Source organism: Saccharothrix sp. AJ9571 (assembly GCF_021725495.1).
GTDB lineage: Bacteria > Actinomycetota > Actinomycetes > Mycobacteriales > Pseudonocardiaceae > Amycolatopsis > Amycolatopsis magusensis.
In genome coordinates, this window is the sequence record NZ_CP091382.1 from 7,810,448 (window position 1) to 7,827,273 (window position 16,826).

Below are 16,826 nucleotides of genomic sequence, written 5' to 3' on the forward strand. Positions count from 1 at the left end.
TCCACAACGAGGTGACGATTCATGCACAGATCACGAACCACGATGCCAGTGCTCGTATCCGCCGTGCTCGCCCTCGCGGCGAGCACCGCGTGCAGCGCGCCGGGGAGCACTTCGTCCTCAGGCGGTGACGACAACGGCCCGCTCAAGATCGCGGTGGTCAACGCGCAGAGCGGGCAGCTCAGCTCGCTCGGCCAATGGGAGTGGAAGGGCGCGAAGCTCGCCGCCGACGAGTGGAACGCCAGGGGCGGCATCAACGGCCGTCAGATCGAGCTGGGCTTGTTCGACGACCAGGGCGACCCCACGGTGGGCACGAACCTGGCACGCAAGATCTCCAGCGAGGGTTTCGTGGCGATGATCGGGACCGCGGAGAGCGCGGTGACCGTCGCGATGATCCCGATCCTGCAGCAGTCGAAGATCCCGAACATCACCTCCGGGCAGTCGCCCGCGATCGCGGCCGCGAAGAGCCCGTTCGCCTTCTACAACGGCCCGACGAGCGACACCTACGATGAAACGCTCGCCCAATACCTCGTGGACCGCAAGGGCGCCAAGAACATCGCGCTGATCTCCAACAACGGTTCGTACGGCAAGGGTGAGAAGGAAGCGTTCACCAAGGCGCTGGCCGACCGCGGCATCACGCCGGTGGACGACCAGGTGGTCACCACCGACCAGAAGGACTTCAGCGCCGCGCTGACCGCCATCCGGCAGAAGGCCCCCGACGCGTTGTTCGTCGGCGCCGAAGAGGTGGCGGCCGGCCTGATCGTCAAGCAGGCCAGGGAGTTGGGCATCACGGCGACGATCGCGGGCGCGGCACCGATGGGCACCCCGGTGTACCTGGAGACCGCGGGCGCGGCGAACGCCGAAGGCACCGTGGTCAGCTCGCCGTACCTGAGCAACGAAACCGACGACGCGTCCCGCGCGTTCGCCAAGGCCTACCAGGGCGCACACGGTGAAGAGGCCGAACTGCACGGCGCGAAGGCCTACGACGGGGCCAACATCGTGTTCACGGCGCTGAAGAAAAGCAACGGGGCCACCGGTCAGGCACTCGCCGACGCGATCCGCGGGACCAAGCACGACGGGCTGCTCGGGAACTTCGAGTTCGACGAAAGCGGTGTGGGCATCCACACCACCTCGATCGGCGTCATCACCGCCGGCAAGCTCGTCGCCGAATCCGCCGGCTGAGGCGATGGAAGTCTTCTTCCAGACCCTGGTCGGCGGACTCGGGTTCGGCGCGGTCTACGCACTGGTGGCCATGGGCTTCTCGATCGTCTACCGGACGATGGGGCTGGTCAACTTCGCCCACGGCCAGGTGGTGATGATCGGCGCCTACGCCGCCTCGACGTTCTACATGTCCGCGCGCCTGCCGTTCTTCATCGCGATCCCGGTGGCCATGCTGGTCACCGGGACGATCGGGCTGGTCATCGAGCGGGTGCTGCGGCCCTTGGAGAACAAGGACTTCGACCTCATGCTGATCGGCACGATCGGCTTCGGCATGGTGCTCGAAGCGGTGGCCACGATCATCTGGGGCGCCACCGGGCACGCGGTGCCGTCCCCGGTGGACACCGAGCCGCTCGACGTGTTCGGCATCCGCATCCGGACCTACAGCCTCGTCGTGCTGGCCATCGCCGCGCTCGCGACGGTCGCGCTGGTGCTGTTCCTGCAGCGCACCAAGCGGGGCGCGGCCATGCAGGCGGTGGCGATGGACCACGAGGCGGCGACCGCGGTCGGCATCCACGTGGGCCGCAGCAACGCCGTCGCGTTCGCCATCGGCGCCGGGCTCGCCGCGCTGGCGGGCGCGCTGGTCGCGCCGATGCTCTACGTCAACCCGACGCTCGGCGGCTCACTGGGCATCAAGGGGTTCGCCGCGGCCATCCTCGGCGGCTTCGGGAACATCCAGGGCGCGATCGTCGGCGGCCTCGCGATCGGCGTGCTCGATTCGTACATGGCCGGGCGGTTCCAGGCGTACTCCGAGCTGGTGGTGTTCCTGGTGTTCACCGTGGTCATCATGATCAAACCGACCGGGCTGTTCGGCGAGCGGACGGTGAACCGCGCATGAGGCTCCGCATCGCCGGTTTCGGCGTGGTCGCCGTGGCCGCCTGGTTCCTCCCGTACCAGCTCGGCCCGTACGGCATCCACGTGATGGACATCGCCATCGTCTTCGCGCTGCTGGCCATCGGCCTCGGCCTGGCGATGGGCCTCGGTGGCCAGATCAACCTCGCGCAGGTCGCGTTCTTCGGGGTGAGCGCCTACGCCGTCGCGATCCTCACCACCGGGGCGGGCTTCGGGTTCTGGACCTCGGCGGTGCTCGCGGTGCTGGCGACCGTGCTGGTCGGGCTGTTCGTGGGCACACCCGCGCTGCGGATGCAGTCCCACTACCTCGGCATCGTCACCCTCGGCCTGGCGCTGGCGTTCACCAACTGGGTCACCAACAGCACCCTGACCGGCGGCGCCGACGGCATCTCCGGCATCCCGGTACCGCCGCTGTTCGGCATCGACCTGTCCAACGAGTACCTGTACTACTACTTCGAGCTGATCGTGTTCGGCCTGGCGCTGGGGTTCGCCGGGTTCATCGCCTACACCGGGCTGGGCCGCCGGATGCGGGCGATGCGCGACGACTCGCTCGCGGCGGGAGCCGTCGGCGCTCCGGTGCCGATCCTGCGGATGACCGCCTTCGTGCTCGCGAGCCTGTACGGCGGCCTCGCCGGGGTGCTCTACGCCGGGCTCATCCGCTACGTGGCGCCGGAGACGTTCAGCATCGCCAACATGTTCCTGCTGCTCGCGATGGTGATCATCGGGGGCAGGCAGAGCATCCTCGGGTGCGTGGTCGGTGCCATCGCCCTGTCACTGGTGCGGGAGGTGCTGGTCGACTTCTCCGTCTACGCCCAACTCGGGTTCGGCGCCGTGGTGGTGCTGATGGTGGTGTTCGCCCCGACCGGCCTGGCCGGTATCCCTTCGCGGCTGTACAAGGTGGCGCGGCGGCGGAAGGCCACCGGCGAACGGACCGCGCTGGGCCCCTTCGACCCGGCCCCGGACACGGAGCACGGGCCGGGGTCGAGCCTGGAGATTTCCGGGATCAGCAAGCACTTCCGCGGCTTGAAGGCGCTCACCGGCGTGTCCATGTCGGTGAGCCCCGGCGAGATCCGCGGGGTGGTCGGGCCGAACGGCTCCGGCAAGACCACGCTGTTCAACATCGTCAGCGGCATCTACAGCGTGTCTTCGGGGTCGGCGTCGGTCGACGGCCGGGTGGTGACCGGGCGGCGCCCGCACCAGCTCTCCCGGCTGGGCCTGGCGAGGACGTTCCAGAACCTGCGGCTCTTCGACCGGATGACCGTGCGGGACAACATCCTGGTGGCGCTGGACCGGTCGTCGATGGTGGCGGTGTGGCGGTACGCGCTGTGGCCGGTCGGCGTCCTGCGCGAGGAACGCGAGCTGCGTGCGCGGGCCGACGAGCTGCTGGCGAGGTTCGGGCTCACCGACTTCGCCGGCGCGGCACCCGGATCGCTGCCCTACGGTATCCAGCGCAGGCTGGAAATCGCCAGGGCCATGGCGAGCGGGCCGACGCTGCTGCTGCTCGACGAACCGGCCGCCGGGCTCAACGGCCAGGAGGTCGGGCAGCTGAGCGAGATCGTGCGGTCCATCCGGGACAGTGGGGTGACCGTGGTGCTGATCGAGCACAACATGGGGCTGGTCATGTCGCTGTGCGACCGGGTGACGGTCCTCGCCAGCGGCGGGGTGATCGCCGACGGCACCCCGGCTGAGGTGGCGGTGCGCCCGGAGGTGATCGAGGCCTACCTGGGTGACTCGATGAACACCGCCGAGATCGTCGCCGAAGTCGGATCGGAGGTGGGGAGGTGAACGGCGAACTGGTGGTGTCGGGCCTGTCCGTGCATTACGGCGGGGTGCGGGCGGTCAACTCGGTGAGCTTCACCGTCGGCGCGGGCGAGTGCGTCGGCATCATCGGCGCCAACGGGGCGGGCAAGTCGTCCACGCTCAAGGCGCTGATGGGGCTGGTGCCGAGGACCGCGGAGACCATCCGGTTCGGTGACAGCGACCTCACGAAGGTCAAAGCCCGCGACATCGTGCGGCACGGCATCGGGTACGTACCGGAAGGGCGGCACGTCTTCCCCGGCCTGACGGTCGAGAAGAACCTGCTGCTCGGCGCGTACGTGCGGAAGTGGAAGGGTCCGACGCTCACCACTCTCGGCGAGGTGTTCGAGCTGTTCCCGGTACTCGGTGAGATGCGGGACCGGCTCGCGGGCGCGCTGTCGGGCGGACAGCAGCAGATGCTGGCGGTCGGCCGGGCGCTGATGACCAACCCGCGGCTCATTCTGCTCGATGAGCCTTCCATGGGGCTGTCGCCGAAGCTGATCGAGGACATCCTCGCGGTGCTGCAACGCTTGCGCGCCGCCGGGCATGCGCTGTTGCTCGTGGAGCAGAACGCGAAGCTCACCTTCGAGGCGACCAAGACCTGCCTGGTGATGGAAAACGGCGAGGTAGCCATGACCGGCGCCTCAGCACAACTGAGCCGCGACCCACGAGTACGACAAATCTACCTAGGCCTCTGACCGCCCCGGGCACCTGTCACGAATGTGGCTTTCGGCTGCCTGAGTGTGGAGTTCAGCTGCCTGAGTGTGGGGTTCGGCTGCACGAACGTGGGACTCGCCCGGCTCCCGCACATCCCGGGCGAGTCCCACACTCAGGCACCCGAACCCCACGTTCAGACACCCGAACCCCACACTCAAGCAGCTGAACCCCACACTCAGGCAGCCGAAAGCCACATTCGTGACAGTGCTCGGACCGATGAGTGCTATCGGCAGAAGGGGTCGGCGCCTGCGGCGGAGCGGATGCCGCCGGCGAGCAGCTTCCGGAAGTACCAAGATCCGTCCACAGTGGACGTGCCGGTGAACGCGCTGCCGTCGTGGCCGAGGGTGGTCACCCATGATCGGCCACCGTCGTAGTACTGGCACCAGGCCACCGGGTGGTGGTCGCCGTGGCCGGGGTGGCCACTGCCGCCGCGTGCGCCCTGGGCCAGCGAAGACTCTTCGACCTCGGCCAGCACCCGCACCTCGCTCGGGAAGGGGACCAGGTTGTACCACTCGTCGGCGAACTGCCACCGGCCCGGAAGATTCTTCGTGGACACGTCCTTGCGGCTGGTGGTCCGCACCGTCCCCGGCTGGTACGGACCGTGGTCGTAGTAGTTCGCGTTCCCCAGCAGGCCTTCGTACCACTGCCAGTTGTACTCGGTGCCGAACGCGTTGTGGATGCCGACGAACCCGCCACCCCCGCGGATGTACTGCCGCAGCGCGGTCTGCGCGGCGTCGTCGAGCGTGTCCCGCGTGGTGCTCAGGAAGACCACCGCGTTGTAGGGGAAGAGGCGACCGGCCGACGAGAGCTGTGTGACGTCCTCGGTCCAGTCGACGGCGAATCCGTTCTCCTGGCCCAGCCGGACCAACCCCTGCTGCGCCACGTTGCCGTCGACCAGCGGCGGGTTGAGGCCGGGCGCGAGCGCCGGGCCCAGGTTCGCGTGCCGGGGACCCGCCGTCCGCGAGTAGACCAGCACCCGGATCCCTTGCGACAGGTCGAAATTGCCCCAGTCGTGGTAACACTGCGGCCGCACTCCCCGGCACACGCCGTAGTCCGGCTCCCCCAGTTCCCTCGCCCCCGGCCGGTCCCCGTTGTTCGCCGCCGCCGGTCCGCCGACGGCCAGCACGGTGGCTGCCATCGCCACCGCGGCGCTCACCATCGCGGTCACCGTCATCGCTACTCGTCTGCGCACGTCCTGACCTTTCGCCGGGTCCGCGAAGCGGACCGAAGAAACCATGCTGGTCTTGTGAAGCACGACGTGCCGAGCTTACGCTGAACCGTCCAACAGTCCACATGGTCCGCTAGGTGGACCACGGCGCTCAGCTTTCCCCACGGAGGTAGCGCGGCATGGCGGAGATCCAGCGCAGGAAGTTCTTCAAGGGCGCGGCCGCCGCCGCGGTCGGCATGGGCGCGCTGTCCGGCGCACCCGCGTCGGCGGACCCCCGGACGGCGGGCCACCGGCCGCCCATCGCCACCACCCCCGGCGGCCGCGACTTCCCGAAGGTCGGCGGCAACCTGGGCAACCAGAACTACTCCGCGCTCGACGACCTCCACCGCGGCAACGTGCGCAAGCTCGGCGCCGCCTGGGTCAACCGGATCGAAGGCGGCCTCACCACCGGCACGAACCAGAGCACCGCGGTCGCCGTCGACGGCGTGCTCTACCTCGAATCCGCACCGGGCAACGTGTTCGCCGTGGACGGCCGGACCGGCGTGACCAAGTGGGTCTACCGGCAGACCCGGGGCACGCTGACCCGGCGCGGCGTCGCGGTCGGTGACGGCAAGGTCTTCACGCACGCCAACGGCAGCTGGATCATCGCACTGGACCAGGAAACCGGCGCGGTCGTGTGGGAGAAGCAGATCACCGAGTACGGCGCGCTGGAGAAGGTGGCCATCGTCCACCACGACGGCCGCCTCTACCTCAGCACCGCCGACGGCGACCGCGGCGCCGGGCTCGCGGTCGACGCGCACACCGGGGAACTCCTGTGGCACTTCTGGGGCATCCCGGGACCGGGCGAGTTCGGCAACGACACCTGGGAAGGCGAGTCCTGGGCCGAAGGCGGTGCCACCCCGTGGATTCACCCCGCGATCGACCCCGACCTCGGACTGGCGTACTGGACCTTCGGCAACGCGCGCGGCAGCCGCTCGTCCCAGGACGGCTCGGAACGCGGCGGGACGAACCTGTTCGCCAACTCCCTGGTCGCCATCGACCTGGCCACCGGCGAATACCGCTGGCACTTCCAGTCCGTCCACCACGACATCTGGGACATGGACAACGTGATGGCGCCCGTGCTCGCGGACGTGCGGATCCACGGCCGCCCCCGCAAGGTGGTGATCTACGGCAGCAAGACCGGGATGTACTACATCCTCGACCGGGAGAACGGCTCGGCGCCGCTGGGCATCGACGAACGGCCGGTCCCCCAGGAGCCGCGCCAGAAGACCTGGCCGACGCAGCCGTTCCCCCGCCAGGGCCCGTGGACCGAGACGACGGTCGTCGACCAGCCGCTGGGCACCGCGATCCCCGGCGACCCCAACCGCGCGGTCCCCCACTACGTCCGCGGCTCGCTGTTCACCCCGCACTGGGACGTTCCCATCCTGTCGATCCCCGGGCACGGCGGCGGCGCCGACTGGAGCCACCAGTCGTTCAGCCACCGCACCGGCTGCGTCTACACCGGGTTCGGTTACGTGGCCGCCGCCCACTCGCTCACCGAGTCGAGCAACGGGCTCCGCCCGCCCGGCGAGTACCAGACCGGCGGGATCGTCGCCGTCGACGTGCGCACCAACCAGGTGCGGTGGAAGAAGCGGATGCCGTACTCCCTCGCGCACGGCAACGGGATCCTCACCAGCGCGGGCGGCCTGCTGTTCATCGGGCAGCCCGACGGTTACCTGCTCTGCCTCGACGCGGACAGCGGCCGCGAGCTGTGGCGGTTCCAGTGCGGTGCCGCGATCAGCAGCAGCCCCGTCCTGTACGAAGTGGACGGTGAGCAGTACGTGGCCGTCTACGCCGGCGGCACCGGCATCCCGTACGGCAACTCGGCCCCACGCGGCGACTTCCTCTGGGCGTTCAAGCTCGGCGGCCGGGTCGCCCCCGCGCCGGTCCCGCCGCCCCCGGTCGTCCGCAGGCCGGTGTCCGGCGCCCCGGTGGACGGCAGCGCGGTGCGGGACACGGTGATCATCGGGCGCACCTACGACCCGGCGACCGGCGGGATCGGCGCCACCGAGTCGACCGCGGTCAACGCCATGGCCCCGACCCACCTGCGGGTCCCGGTGGGCACGGCCGTCACGTTCACCAACCACGCGGGCAACGCGGGCACCCGGGGCGCGACCCAGTTCTTCGAAGGGCTCTTCGACGTGCGCCTCGCTCCTGGCGAGTCGTACACCCACACGTTCACCGCGAAGGGCGAGTACTTCTTCAACGACCCGGCGAGTCCCCGCTCGACCGGCAAGATCGAAGTCCTCTGACCGAAACCGGGGGTGTCCGGCGCCGGGTCGTCGGCGTATAAGTAACTATCTAGTTCGTTCGCACCACATCGTTGCCCTCACCGAGGAGTGCGACATGGCACCGCGTGACGACACCGGCCGCTCCCCCGAAACCGCCCCGGCACTGAGCATCGCCACGGTGTGCCTGTCCGGCACGCTCGAGGACAAGCTGATCGCCGCCGCCGCAGCCGGGTTCGACGGCGTCGAGATCGTCGAGGCGGACCTGCTCGCGGCACCGTGGTCACCGCGCGAGGTGCGGCGGCGTTGCGCCGACCTCGGCCTCAGCATCGACCTCTACCAGCCGTTCCACGACTTCGAAGCCGTCCCACCGGACGTGCTCGCCGCGAACCTGCGGCGCGCGGAACGCAAGTTCGACGTGCTCGAGCAGCTCGGCACCGAAACCCTGCTGCTCTGCTCGTCGCTGTCCCCCGACGCGGTGGACGACGACGACCTCGCGGCCGAACAGCTCCACCTGCTGGCGAGCCGGGCCGCCGCCCGCGGCCTCCGCATCGCCTACGAAGCCGTCGCCTGGGCCCGGTTCGTCCGCACCTACGCCCACGCGTGGCGGATCGTGCGCCGCGCCGGCCACCCGGCGCTCGGCCTGTGCCTGGACAGCTTCCACGTTCTCGCCGGGGACGCCGACCTGACCGCGGTCCGGGTCATCCCGGGCGCGAAGGTGTTCGCGGTGCAGCTGGCCGACGCGCCACGGCTGTCCATGGACACCGCGCAGTGGAGCCACCACCACCGGCTCTTCCCCGGTCAGGGCTCGTTCGCCCTCGCGGAGTTCGTCCGGGCGGTGCTCGCCACCGGATACCGGGGCCCGCTCGCCCTCGAAGTGTCCAACGACGTGTTCCGCCAGGCCGACCCGCGCCGGTCCGCGACGGACGCCATGCGCTCGCTCGTCGCGCTGCGGGAGTCGCTCGGCGACCGGTTCGTCCCGCCGGACCTGCCCGCCGCGCCCGCGCTGGCCGGGCACGTGTTCACCGAACTGGCGGTGGACGAGGTGTCGGGCCCGGTGTTCGAACGCACGCTGACGGCCTTCGGGTTCACGCACGTCGGGCAACACCGGTCGAAGCCGGTGCAGCTGTGGCAGCAGGGCGCCGCGCGCGTGCTCCTCAACGGCACACCCCGTGTGGCGGCCGCACCCGGCACCGCGGAACTGTCGGCGCTGGCCGTGGAAAGCGCCGATCCGGCCGCGTCCGCGACACGGGCCGAACGCCTGCTCGCGCCCGTCCTGACCCGCCGCAGGCAACCCCAGGAGGCGGAGCTGTACTCGGTCGCCGCACCCGACGGGACCACGGTCTTCTTCTGCCGCACCGGCGATCCGGGCAACGACTGGCTCGCCGACTTCGCCCCGACCGGTGCCGAGCCCGGCACCGCCGGGCTGCTGGCGGGCATCGACCACGTCTCGCTCACCGAGCCGTTCGACGACTTCGACCAGGCGGCGCTGTTCTACCGGGCGGTGCTCGGCCTGCGGACCCAGCCCGCGATGGAGCTGGCGGCCCCCTTCGGCCTCATCCGCAGCCGAGCCGCGACCGACCCCGGCCACCGGGTACGCCTGACGCTGAACGCGGCCCTCTTCCGCCGCGGCGAATGGGCACCCGCGGTGCCGGAACCCCAGCACATCGCGTTCACCTCGACCGACGTCATCGCGAGCGCACGGGCCCTCCGCGCGATGGGCGCGCCGTTGCTGGACCTACCCGGCAACTACTACGACGACCTCGACGCCCGCCTCGAGCTACCACCGGAGCTGAGCGCCACCCTGCGCGAACTGTCAATCCTGTACGACCGCGACGAACACGGCGAGTACCTCCACATCTGCACCGAAGTCCTCGGGTCCCGGGTGTTTTTCGAGGTGGTGCAACGGATCGACGGCTACGCGGGTTACGGCGCCGCGGCCACCGCGCCGATCCGCATGGCCGCGCAACGCCGACGCCGCCTGGTCACGAAGACGGTGATCCCCCAGCCCGCGTCGGTGCACGAGGACTTCTCCGCCCACGACTACTCGGTAGCGCACCTGTCGGCCCTCACGTTGTCCCCGCCCGAACTCATCGAGGCCGCGGCCGAGGCCGGTTACCGTTACGTCGGACTCCGGCTCACCAGGGTCACCCCGGACGAGCCGCACTACCCGATCGCGACTGACCCGGCGCTGCTGAAGCGGACCAAGAGCGCGCTGGCCGCCACCGGCATCGAGGTACTGGACGTGGAACTCGCCAGGATCGGCCCCCACGACGATCCGAAGCGCTTCCTCCGGCTCCTGGAAACCGGCGCCGAACTGGGTGCCCGGCACGTCATCACCCAGCTCCCCGACAGTGATCGCGACCGCAAGACCGAGCACTTCGCCCAGCTCTGCGACCTGGCGGCCCCACTGGGCCTGTCGGCGGACCTCGAGTTCCCGTCGTGGACCGAGACCCCGGACCTCACCGAAGCGGCCCACGTCCTGCACGCGGCCGACCGGCCGAACGCCGGGATGCTGATCGACCTGCTGCACTTCGCCCGCTCCCGATCGAGCATCGGCGAACTCACCCGGCTGCCCCGCGAGTGGTTCCACTTCGCCCACGTCTGCGACGCCCCGGCTCGTATACCGTCCACTGTGGAGGGTTTGATCCACACGGCCCGCTACGAGCGCCTGTTCCCCGGCGAGGGCGGCATCGACGTGACCGGCATCCTCGCCGCCCTGCCATCCGGCATTCCCTACGCGCTGGAGATCCCCCGCGCGAGCTTGACGGCCCAGGTGGGCGAGAAGGAAAGCCTCCGCCGGGCGATCACCGCGACCCGGCGGCACCTCGGCACGGCACTGCGCCCAGCGCGATAACCCGTCCGCGACTGTTGACGCCCCGCCGCTAGCTAGTGTTACTATCTACCGGTACCTAGTGACACCGCATAGCTCGGCTAGGGCACCGGAAGAAACAGGGGCGTCCTGATGTCCACACGACTCGTCCAGGCGATCCAGGTGCGGGACCTGGAGAAGTCCTACGGGGATCTGCAGGTGTTGCGCGGGGTCGAGTTCGACGTGGCGCGGGGCAGCATCTTCGCTTTGCTCGGCTCCAATGGGGCTGGCAAGACCACCGTCGTGAGAATTCTGTCCACTTTGCTCAAAGCCGACGCGGGAACGGCCAGCGTCGGCGGTTTCGACGTCGCCACGCACGCGGCGAACGTGCGGGAGGCCATCAGCCTCACCGGCCAGTTCGCCGCGGTCGACGAAATCCTCAGCGGGCGGGAGAACCTGGTGCTCATCGCCCGGTTGCGGCACCAGGAACGCCCGGGCGAGATCGCCGACGCGCTGCTGGAACGCTTCTCACTGACCGACGCGGCCGCGCGGCGGGTCGCTACCTACTCCGGCGGGATGCGCCGCCGCCTGGACATCGCGATGAGCCTCATCGGCGATCCGCCGGTGATCTTCCTGGACGAGCCGACCACCGGGCTCGACCCCCAGGCCCGCGCCGAGGTGTGGCAGGCGGTCAGGGAACTCGCCGGGCAGGGCACGACGGTGCTGCTCACCACCCAGTACCTGGAGGAGGCCGAGCAGCTCGCCGACCGGATCGCGATCCTCCACGAAGGACGGATCATCGTGGACGGCACCCTCGCCGAACTCAAACAATTGCTCCCGGCCGCCAAGGTCGAATACGTCGAGAAGCAGCCGACCCTCGAGGACGTCTTCTTCTCCATCGTCGGTGACAGCCGCACGGGAAAGTAGGACAACGACGATGAGCACACACGTTTTCGGCGACACCACCGTCCTGCTCGGACGGTCCCTGCGGCACATCACCCGCAGCCCGGACACCATCATCACCACCGTCGTCACGCCGATCGCCATGATGCTGATGTTCGTCTACGTCTTCGGCGGCGCGATCGCCACGGACTCGGCATCGTATGTGAACTACATGCTCCCCGGCATCCTGCTGATCACCGTCGCGTCGGGCGTGGCCTACACCGCGCTCCGGCTCTTCACCGACCTGAAAAGCGGGATCTTCGAACGTTTCCAGTCCCTGCCGATCGCCCGGTCGGGCGTGCTGTGGGCACACGTGGTGACCTCGGTGGTCGCCAACCTGGTCTCCCTCGTCATCGTGGTGGGCGTCGCCCTGCTGATGGGGTTCCGCTCGGGCGCCGGGCTGCCTGCCTGGCTCGCGGTCACCGGCATCCTGCTGCTGTTCACCCTGGCGCTGACGTGGATCGCCGTCGTCGCCGGTCTCGGCGCGAAGTCGGCGGAAGGCGGGAGCGCGTTCTCCTACCCGCTCATCTTCCTGCCGTTCCTCAGCTCGGCGTTCGTCCCCACCGCCACCATGCCCGGCCCGGTACGGGCCTTCGCCGAGCACCAGCCGGTGACCTCCATCGTCAACGCCATCCGCGACCTGTTCGCGCAGCGACCGGTCGGCACCGGCATCTGGATCGCGCTGGCCTGGTGCGCCGGCATCCTCGTCGTCGCCTACGCCTTCGCCGTGCTCAGCTACCGCCGCAAGATCTCCTAGTCGCTTGCGACTGGCCTCAACTGTCCAGAAGGACCTCAGCGTGACCGACGAAACGGCACAGCGCCGCAACGGTGTCGAGCAAGGGTGGGGGAAGGTCGCCGACGCCTTCCGCGCGAACTTCGACGGGGACCCCGGCGAGATCGGCGCGGCGTGCAGCGTCTACGTCGGCGGCCGTCCAGTGGTCGACCTGTGGGACGGCCTCGCGGATCGCGAGACCCACCAGCCGTGGCGCGAGAACACCATCGTCCAGGTCGCCTCCACGACCAAGGGCGCCACCGCCATTTGCGCTCACCTGCTGGTGCAACGCGGTGAACTGGACCTCGACGCGCCCGTGGCCCGGTACTGGCCGGAATTCGGCGCGGCGGGCAAAGAAGAAATCCTGGTGCGGTGGCTACTGTCCCACCAGGCCGGGCTGCCGATCGTCGACGGACCGCTCACCTTCGAGCAGGCGTGCGACTGGGATCCGGTCATCCGCGCGGTTCTGGCGAGCCTGCCCTCCGGGGCCGATGGCCGGGCCCGGATCGTTCGGCCACCCGGGTTCCGGCGGCTCGATCGCCTTCGCCGATCCCGACGCCGAGCTCGGTTTCGGCTACGTCACCAACCTCTGGAACTACCGGCCCGACGACCCGCGTGCGGCGAACCTCGCCGACGCCGTCCGGGCCTGCCTCGGCTGAGGAAAGCCGATACCGGGAGGATCGCAGGATGGATGATCTGACGGAGATGCTGAAGGGCACGCTCGAGGGCTGCGTGCTGCACATCATCGGCAGCGAGGAGACCTACGGGTACGCCATCACCCGCCGGCTGAACGAACTCGGTTTCGCCGACGTCGTCGAGGGGACGGTCTACACCATCCTGCTGCGACTGGAGCGGAACGGGCTCGTCCAGGTGACGAAACGACCGTCCGGGGTGGGCCCGCCGCGCAAGTTCTACGCGCTCAACGACGCGGGACGCGAACAACTCGCGACGTTCTGGGCGAAATGGGAATACATCACTTCACGCATCGACAAGCTCAGGGAGGGCGGGAGATGAACTTCTGGGAGACCATCACCGGCAACGATCTCACCAGGGAGTGGAACGAGTTCGAAGTCCGGGCGCAGGCATTGCCCGCCGACCACCGAGCGGCGTGGGAACAGATCAAGGCGCACCTTCTCCCCTACGGCGATTTCACCGGCCGGAACCTGATGCCGATCATGGACGGCGCTTTGGGACTGCTCGAACAGACAGCGGCCGACGGGCAAAGCATCGACGAGGTGCTGGGTGACGACATCAAGGGCTTCTGCGCCGCACTGGCCGGAGGCGAAGGCGCCCGGACCTATCGCGATCGGTGGCGACGGCAGCTGAACCGGAACGTCGCCAGGAAACTGAACCGGCTGGGAGGCTGACATGGGCATCCAGGACATCATCGAGGGCAAGAAGCAGTGGCGGGCGCACCTGGCGCGGGTCAAGGCGCTCCCGCCGGACTACCAGATCGTCTACAAGGAGAGCCAGAAGTACTTCTTCAAGGTCGGGCCGGTGGACCTGGTCGAGGGAACCCTGCTCTCGGGAATCGTCGATTTCTTCGAAGAGGGCGCCGCGTCCGGCAAGGGCGTACTGGAACTCATCGGCGAAGACGTCGCCGCCTTCTGCGACGACCTGATCAAGGACTCACGCACCTACGCGGATATCTACCAGGAATCCCAATCCCAGCCTTCATGACCCACGCCCCCACCCGGGCGAGTCCCACGTTCAGGAAGCCGAACCCACATCCGGACAGCCGAGGCGGAGAAGGCGAATGCTATGAGTGGGGCATTACTCGCATTCAACGCTGGTAATGCCCCACTCATAGCGTTCGGAGCGCGGGGCGGGGACTAGTGTCGCGCGTCGTTAATTAGTTTACGGCCGTGGGTTTGCGACAATAAGCCATGGCTTCCTCGGATGTGGTTGTCAGTGACGAGGACCGGGCGATCTTGGAGTCCTGGACACGGTCACGAGCGATCCGGGCCAGTCATGTCGAGCGGGCCCGGATCGTGCTCGCGGTCGCGGACGGACACGGAACCGCAGGCACCGCCCGACTGGTCGGGGTTTCTCGTCCGACAGTGATCAAGTGGCGTGACCGGTTCACCGCGCACAGTTTGGCAGGCCTGGATGACGAACCCCGACCCGGGCGCCCGAAAACTGTGGACGATGCCGGGATCATCGCGGCCACCCTCGAGCCACCGCCGGAAGCGCTGGCGGTCACGCATTGGTCCAGCCGGCTGCTGGGCCGGCACCTCGGGATCGGGGACGCGACCGTGGCCAGAGCCTGGCGCAAGTACCACCTGCAGCCGTGGCGGCAGGAGACGTTCACGTTCTCCACCGACCCGGAACTGGAGGCCAAGGTCCGGGACGTGGCCGGGCTTTACCTGAACCCGCCGGAGAAGGCGCTCGTTTTGTGCGTGGACGAGAAGTCCCAGATCCAGGCACTCAACCGCACAGCGCCGATGCTGCCACTACGCCCCGGACTACCGGAGAAAGCCACCCACGACTACCAGCGCAACGGGACCACGACCTTGTTCGCGGCATTGGAGATCGCGACCGGGAAGGTCACCGACCAGTGCTACGACCGGCACGGCAAAGCGGAATTCCTCGACTTCCTCAAGAAGGTGGCCAAGGCATACCCGCGCCGCGAACTGCACGTCGTGCTGGACAACTACCACACCCACAAGCACGCTGAGGTCAAGAACTGGCTGGCCAGGAACCCGAGGATCACGCTGCATTTCACGCCCACCTCGGGGTCCTGGCTGAACCTGGTTGAAGTGTTCTTCGGCATCATCACCCGCCAGGCCATCCGCCGCGGATCCTTCGACAAGTCACAGAACTCGTCACCACGATCCGCGCCTTCATCGACGGCTGGAACACCCGCTGCCACCCGTTCGCCTGGACCAAGACCGCCGACGAGATCCTGCCCCACACCACCCGTCAACGAACATCAGACGCGCGACACTAGGCGACGGTGTGGATCGGCACGATGAGGGCGGCGCCTGCGAGTCCGGCGAGTGCGCCGACCAGAAACGACATCACCGCGCGGGACATCCAGCGCCGCGAGATGGAGTCGGGCGTGTTCTCCTTCTCCAAGGCCATCGACACCTTCTGCCCGCTGGGGCCGTACATCCTCACCGCCGACGAGGTGCCCGACCCGCACGACCTGGACATGGAACTGCGGGTCAACGGCCAGGTCCGGCAGAAGTCGAACACCAGCCGGATGTCGGTGTCCATCCCGCAACTGGTGGCCTACCACTCGCCGCAGTGCTACAGCGCCGGTGACCTGATCACCACGGGCACCATCGCCGGGGTCGCCGCGAGCACCGAGGACCCCTTCGCCCACTACCTCAAGCCCGGTGACGTCGTGGAGGCCGAGATCGAGAAGCTGGGCGTGCTGCGCAACCCGGTGGTGTCGTGGGAAGACGCGCACGGCACTCCCCCGCCCGCCGCCGAACAGTGGCGGTGACCGGTGCGCCTGGCGAATCTCGGCGGCCGTGCCGCCCTCATCACCGGATCCCGGGCACTGGACGTGTCGGCGGCCAGCGGCGGCCGCTTCGGCCCGGAGCCGATGTCGGTCCTGCGGCAGGGGGCGAGTTTTGCCGAATGGGCGGAATCCGTGCCCCCGGCCACGGAACCGTATGACCCCGGCCTGCTCGGGCCACCCGTGCCGGAGCCGCGGCAGGTGTTCGCGGTGGCGCTGAACTACCCGCCGCACGCGGCGGAAGCCGGGTACTCCCCGCCGGAGGAACCCCTGGTCTTCACCAAGTTCCCCACCTGCCTGACCGGTCCACAAGCGACAGTCGAGCTGCCGGGCGGCCGCGTCGACTGGGAGGTGGAACTGGTCGCGGTGATCGGCACCGGCGGGCACCGCATCCCGGTCGGCGAAGCCGCGGCCCACCTCGCCGGGTTCATGGTGGGCCAGGACCTTTCCGAGCGCGGAGTGCAGTCGCGCGGCACACCCCCGCAGTTCTCGCTCGGCAAGTCCTTCCCCGGCTTCGGCCCCACCGGACCGCACCTGGTGACCCCGGACGAATGGAGCGGGAGCGGCGGCATCACCTGCCTGCTCAACGGAGAGGTCGTCCAGCAGGCGTCGACGGACGAGATGATCTTCGACGTGGCGGACCTCGTGGGGCGGATTTCCGCGATCTGCCCGCTCCTGCCCGGCGCTGTTCACCGGCACCCCGGCCGGGGTGGGCAACCGGATGACCCCGCCGCGCTACCTCACGCCGGAAGACGAACTGATCAGCCGGATCGACGGCCTCGGAGAACTACGCACCCGGTTCCGCTGAGGCCCTTCAC

At 69.0% G+C, this 16,826-nt stretch carries 13 protein-coding genes and 4 pseudogenes; 16 read left to right on the forward strand and 1 reads right to left on the reverse strand.

Translation table 11 applies throughout. The features are described 5' to 3' along the window. The first annotated feature begins 42 nt into the window (after positions 1 to 42). The 4 genes from L3Q67_RS35145 to L3Q67_RS35160 are packed head-to-tail and all read left to right on the forward strand — an operon-like array spanning position 43 to position 4,562. Positions 43 to 1,179, forward strand: coding sequence for a type 1 periplasmic-binding domain-containing protein (locus L3Q67_RS35145; RefSeq protein WP_499185721.1), 1,137 nt, complete (start codon positions 43 to 45; stop codon positions 1,177 to 1,179). Positions 1,180 to 1,183: 4 nt separating this feature from the next. Further along, on the forward strand, positions 1,184 to 2,053 hold the full coding sequence (locus L3Q67_RS35150; protein ID WP_499185722.1) for a branched-chain amino acid ABC transporter permease: 870 nt from the start codon (positions 1,184 to 1,186) through the stop codon (positions 2,051 to 2,053). Then, positions 2,050 to 3,852 carry a branched-chain amino acid ABC transporter ATP-binding protein/permease gene (locus L3Q67_RS35155; protein ID WP_499185723.1) on the forward strand — a complete coding sequence of 601 codons (1,803 nt, stop codon included), beginning with the start codon at positions 2,050 to 2,052 and terminating at the stop codon, positions 3,850 to 3,852. Before L3Q67_RS35150 ends, L3Q67_RS35155 begins: the two co-directional genes overlap by 4 nt. Further along, complete coding sequence (locus L3Q67_RS35160) at positions 3,849 to 4,562, forward strand: ABC transporter ATP-binding protein (protein ID WP_499185724.1); 714 nt, start codon at positions 3,849 to 3,851, stop codon at positions 4,560 to 4,562. Before L3Q67_RS35155 ends, L3Q67_RS35160 begins: the two co-directional genes overlap by 4 nt. A gap of 242 nt (positions 4,563 to 4,804) precedes the next feature. Here L3Q67_RS35160 and L3Q67_RS35165 read toward each other — a convergent pair whose 3' ends face one another. Further along, complete coding sequence (locus tag L3Q67_RS35165) at positions 4,805 to 5,773, reverse strand: ThuA domain-containing protein (RefSeq protein ID WP_499185725.1); 969 nt, start codon at positions 5,771 to 5,773, stop codon at positions 4,805 to 4,807. Between the two features lie 155 nt (positions 5,774 to 5,928). Here L3Q67_RS35165 and L3Q67_RS35170 point away from each other — a divergent pair, with 155 nt between their 5' ends. From L3Q67_RS35170 to L3Q67_RS35225, 12 genes and pseudogenes are all read left to right on the forward strand, one after another. Then, positions 5,929 to 8,040 carry an outer membrane protein assembly factor BamB family protein gene (locus L3Q67_RS35170; RefSeq protein ID WP_499185726.1) on the forward strand — a complete coding sequence of 704 codons (2,112 nt, stop codon included), beginning with the start codon at positions 5,929 to 5,931 and terminating at the stop codon, positions 8,038 to 8,040. 94 nt (positions 8,041 to 8,134) lie between these two features. Continuing rightward, positions 8,135 to 10,000 (forward strand): annotated as a pseudogene (locus L3Q67_RS35175) (bifunctional sugar phosphate isomerase/epimerase/4-hydroxyphenylpyruvate dioxygenase family protein); the annotation flags it as partial. A gap of 168 nt (positions 10,001 to 10,168) precedes the next feature. Beyond that, positions 10,169 to 10,873: pseudogene (locus tag L3Q67_RS35180) on the forward strand (sugar phosphate isomerase/epimerase family protein); the annotation flags it as partial. 108 nt (positions 10,874 to 10,981) lie between these two features. Then, positions 10,982 to 11,755, forward strand: a complete 774-nt coding sequence (locus tag L3Q67_RS35185; protein WP_499185727.1) for an ABC transporter ATP-binding protein — start codon at positions 10,982 to 10,984, stop codon at positions 11,753 to 11,755. 10 nt (positions 11,756 to 11,765) lie between these two features. After that, on the forward strand, positions 11,766 to 12,527 hold the full coding sequence (locus L3Q67_RS35190) for an ABC transporter permease (protein WP_499185728.1): 762 nt from the start codon (positions 11,766 to 11,768) through the stop codon (positions 12,525 to 12,527). Between the two features lie 40 nt (positions 12,528 to 12,567). Further along, complete coding sequence (locus L3Q67_RS35195) at positions 12,568 to 13,242, forward strand: serine hydrolase domain-containing protein (RefSeq protein WP_499185729.1); 675 nt, start codon at positions 12,568 to 12,570, stop codon at positions 13,240 to 13,242. Continuing rightward, the gene (locus L3Q67_RS35200) at positions 13,230 to 13,556 is read left to right on the forward strand and encodes a PadR family transcriptional regulator (RefSeq protein WP_499185730.1); all 327 of its coding nucleotides are present in this window, start codon (positions 13,230 to 13,232) and stop codon (positions 13,554 to 13,556) included. Before L3Q67_RS35195 ends, L3Q67_RS35200 begins: the two co-directional genes overlap by 13 nt. Next, positions 13,553 to 13,909, forward strand: a complete 357-nt coding sequence (locus L3Q67_RS35205) for a DUF1048 domain-containing protein (RefSeq protein ID WP_499185731.1) — start codon at positions 13,553 to 13,555, stop codon at positions 13,907 to 13,909. Before L3Q67_RS35200 ends, L3Q67_RS35205 begins: the two co-directional genes overlap by 4 nt. A 1-nt stretch (position 13,910) precedes the next feature. Further along, positions 13,911 to 14,222 carry a DUF1048 domain-containing protein gene (locus tag L3Q67_RS35210; protein ID WP_499185732.1) on the forward strand — a complete coding sequence of 104 codons (312 nt, stop codon included), beginning with the start codon at positions 13,911 to 13,913 and terminating at the stop codon, positions 14,220 to 14,222. 206 nt (positions 14,223 to 14,428) lie between these two features. Then, positions 14,429 to 15,492: pseudogene (locus L3Q67_RS35215) on the forward strand (IS630 family transposase). A gap of 21 nt (positions 15,493 to 15,513) precedes the next feature. Further along, positions 15,514 to 15,993 (forward strand): fumarylacetoacetate hydrolase family protein, encoded by a 480-nt coding sequence (locus L3Q67_RS35220; protein WP_499185733.1) that lies wholly within the window; start codon positions 15,514 to 15,516, stop codon positions 15,991 to 15,993. Positions 15,994 to 16,095: 102 nt separating this feature from the next. Next, positions 16,096 to 16,816: pseudogene (locus L3Q67_RS35225) on the forward strand (fumarylacetoacetate hydrolase family protein). Positions 16,817 to 16,826: the final 10 nt, after the last annotated feature.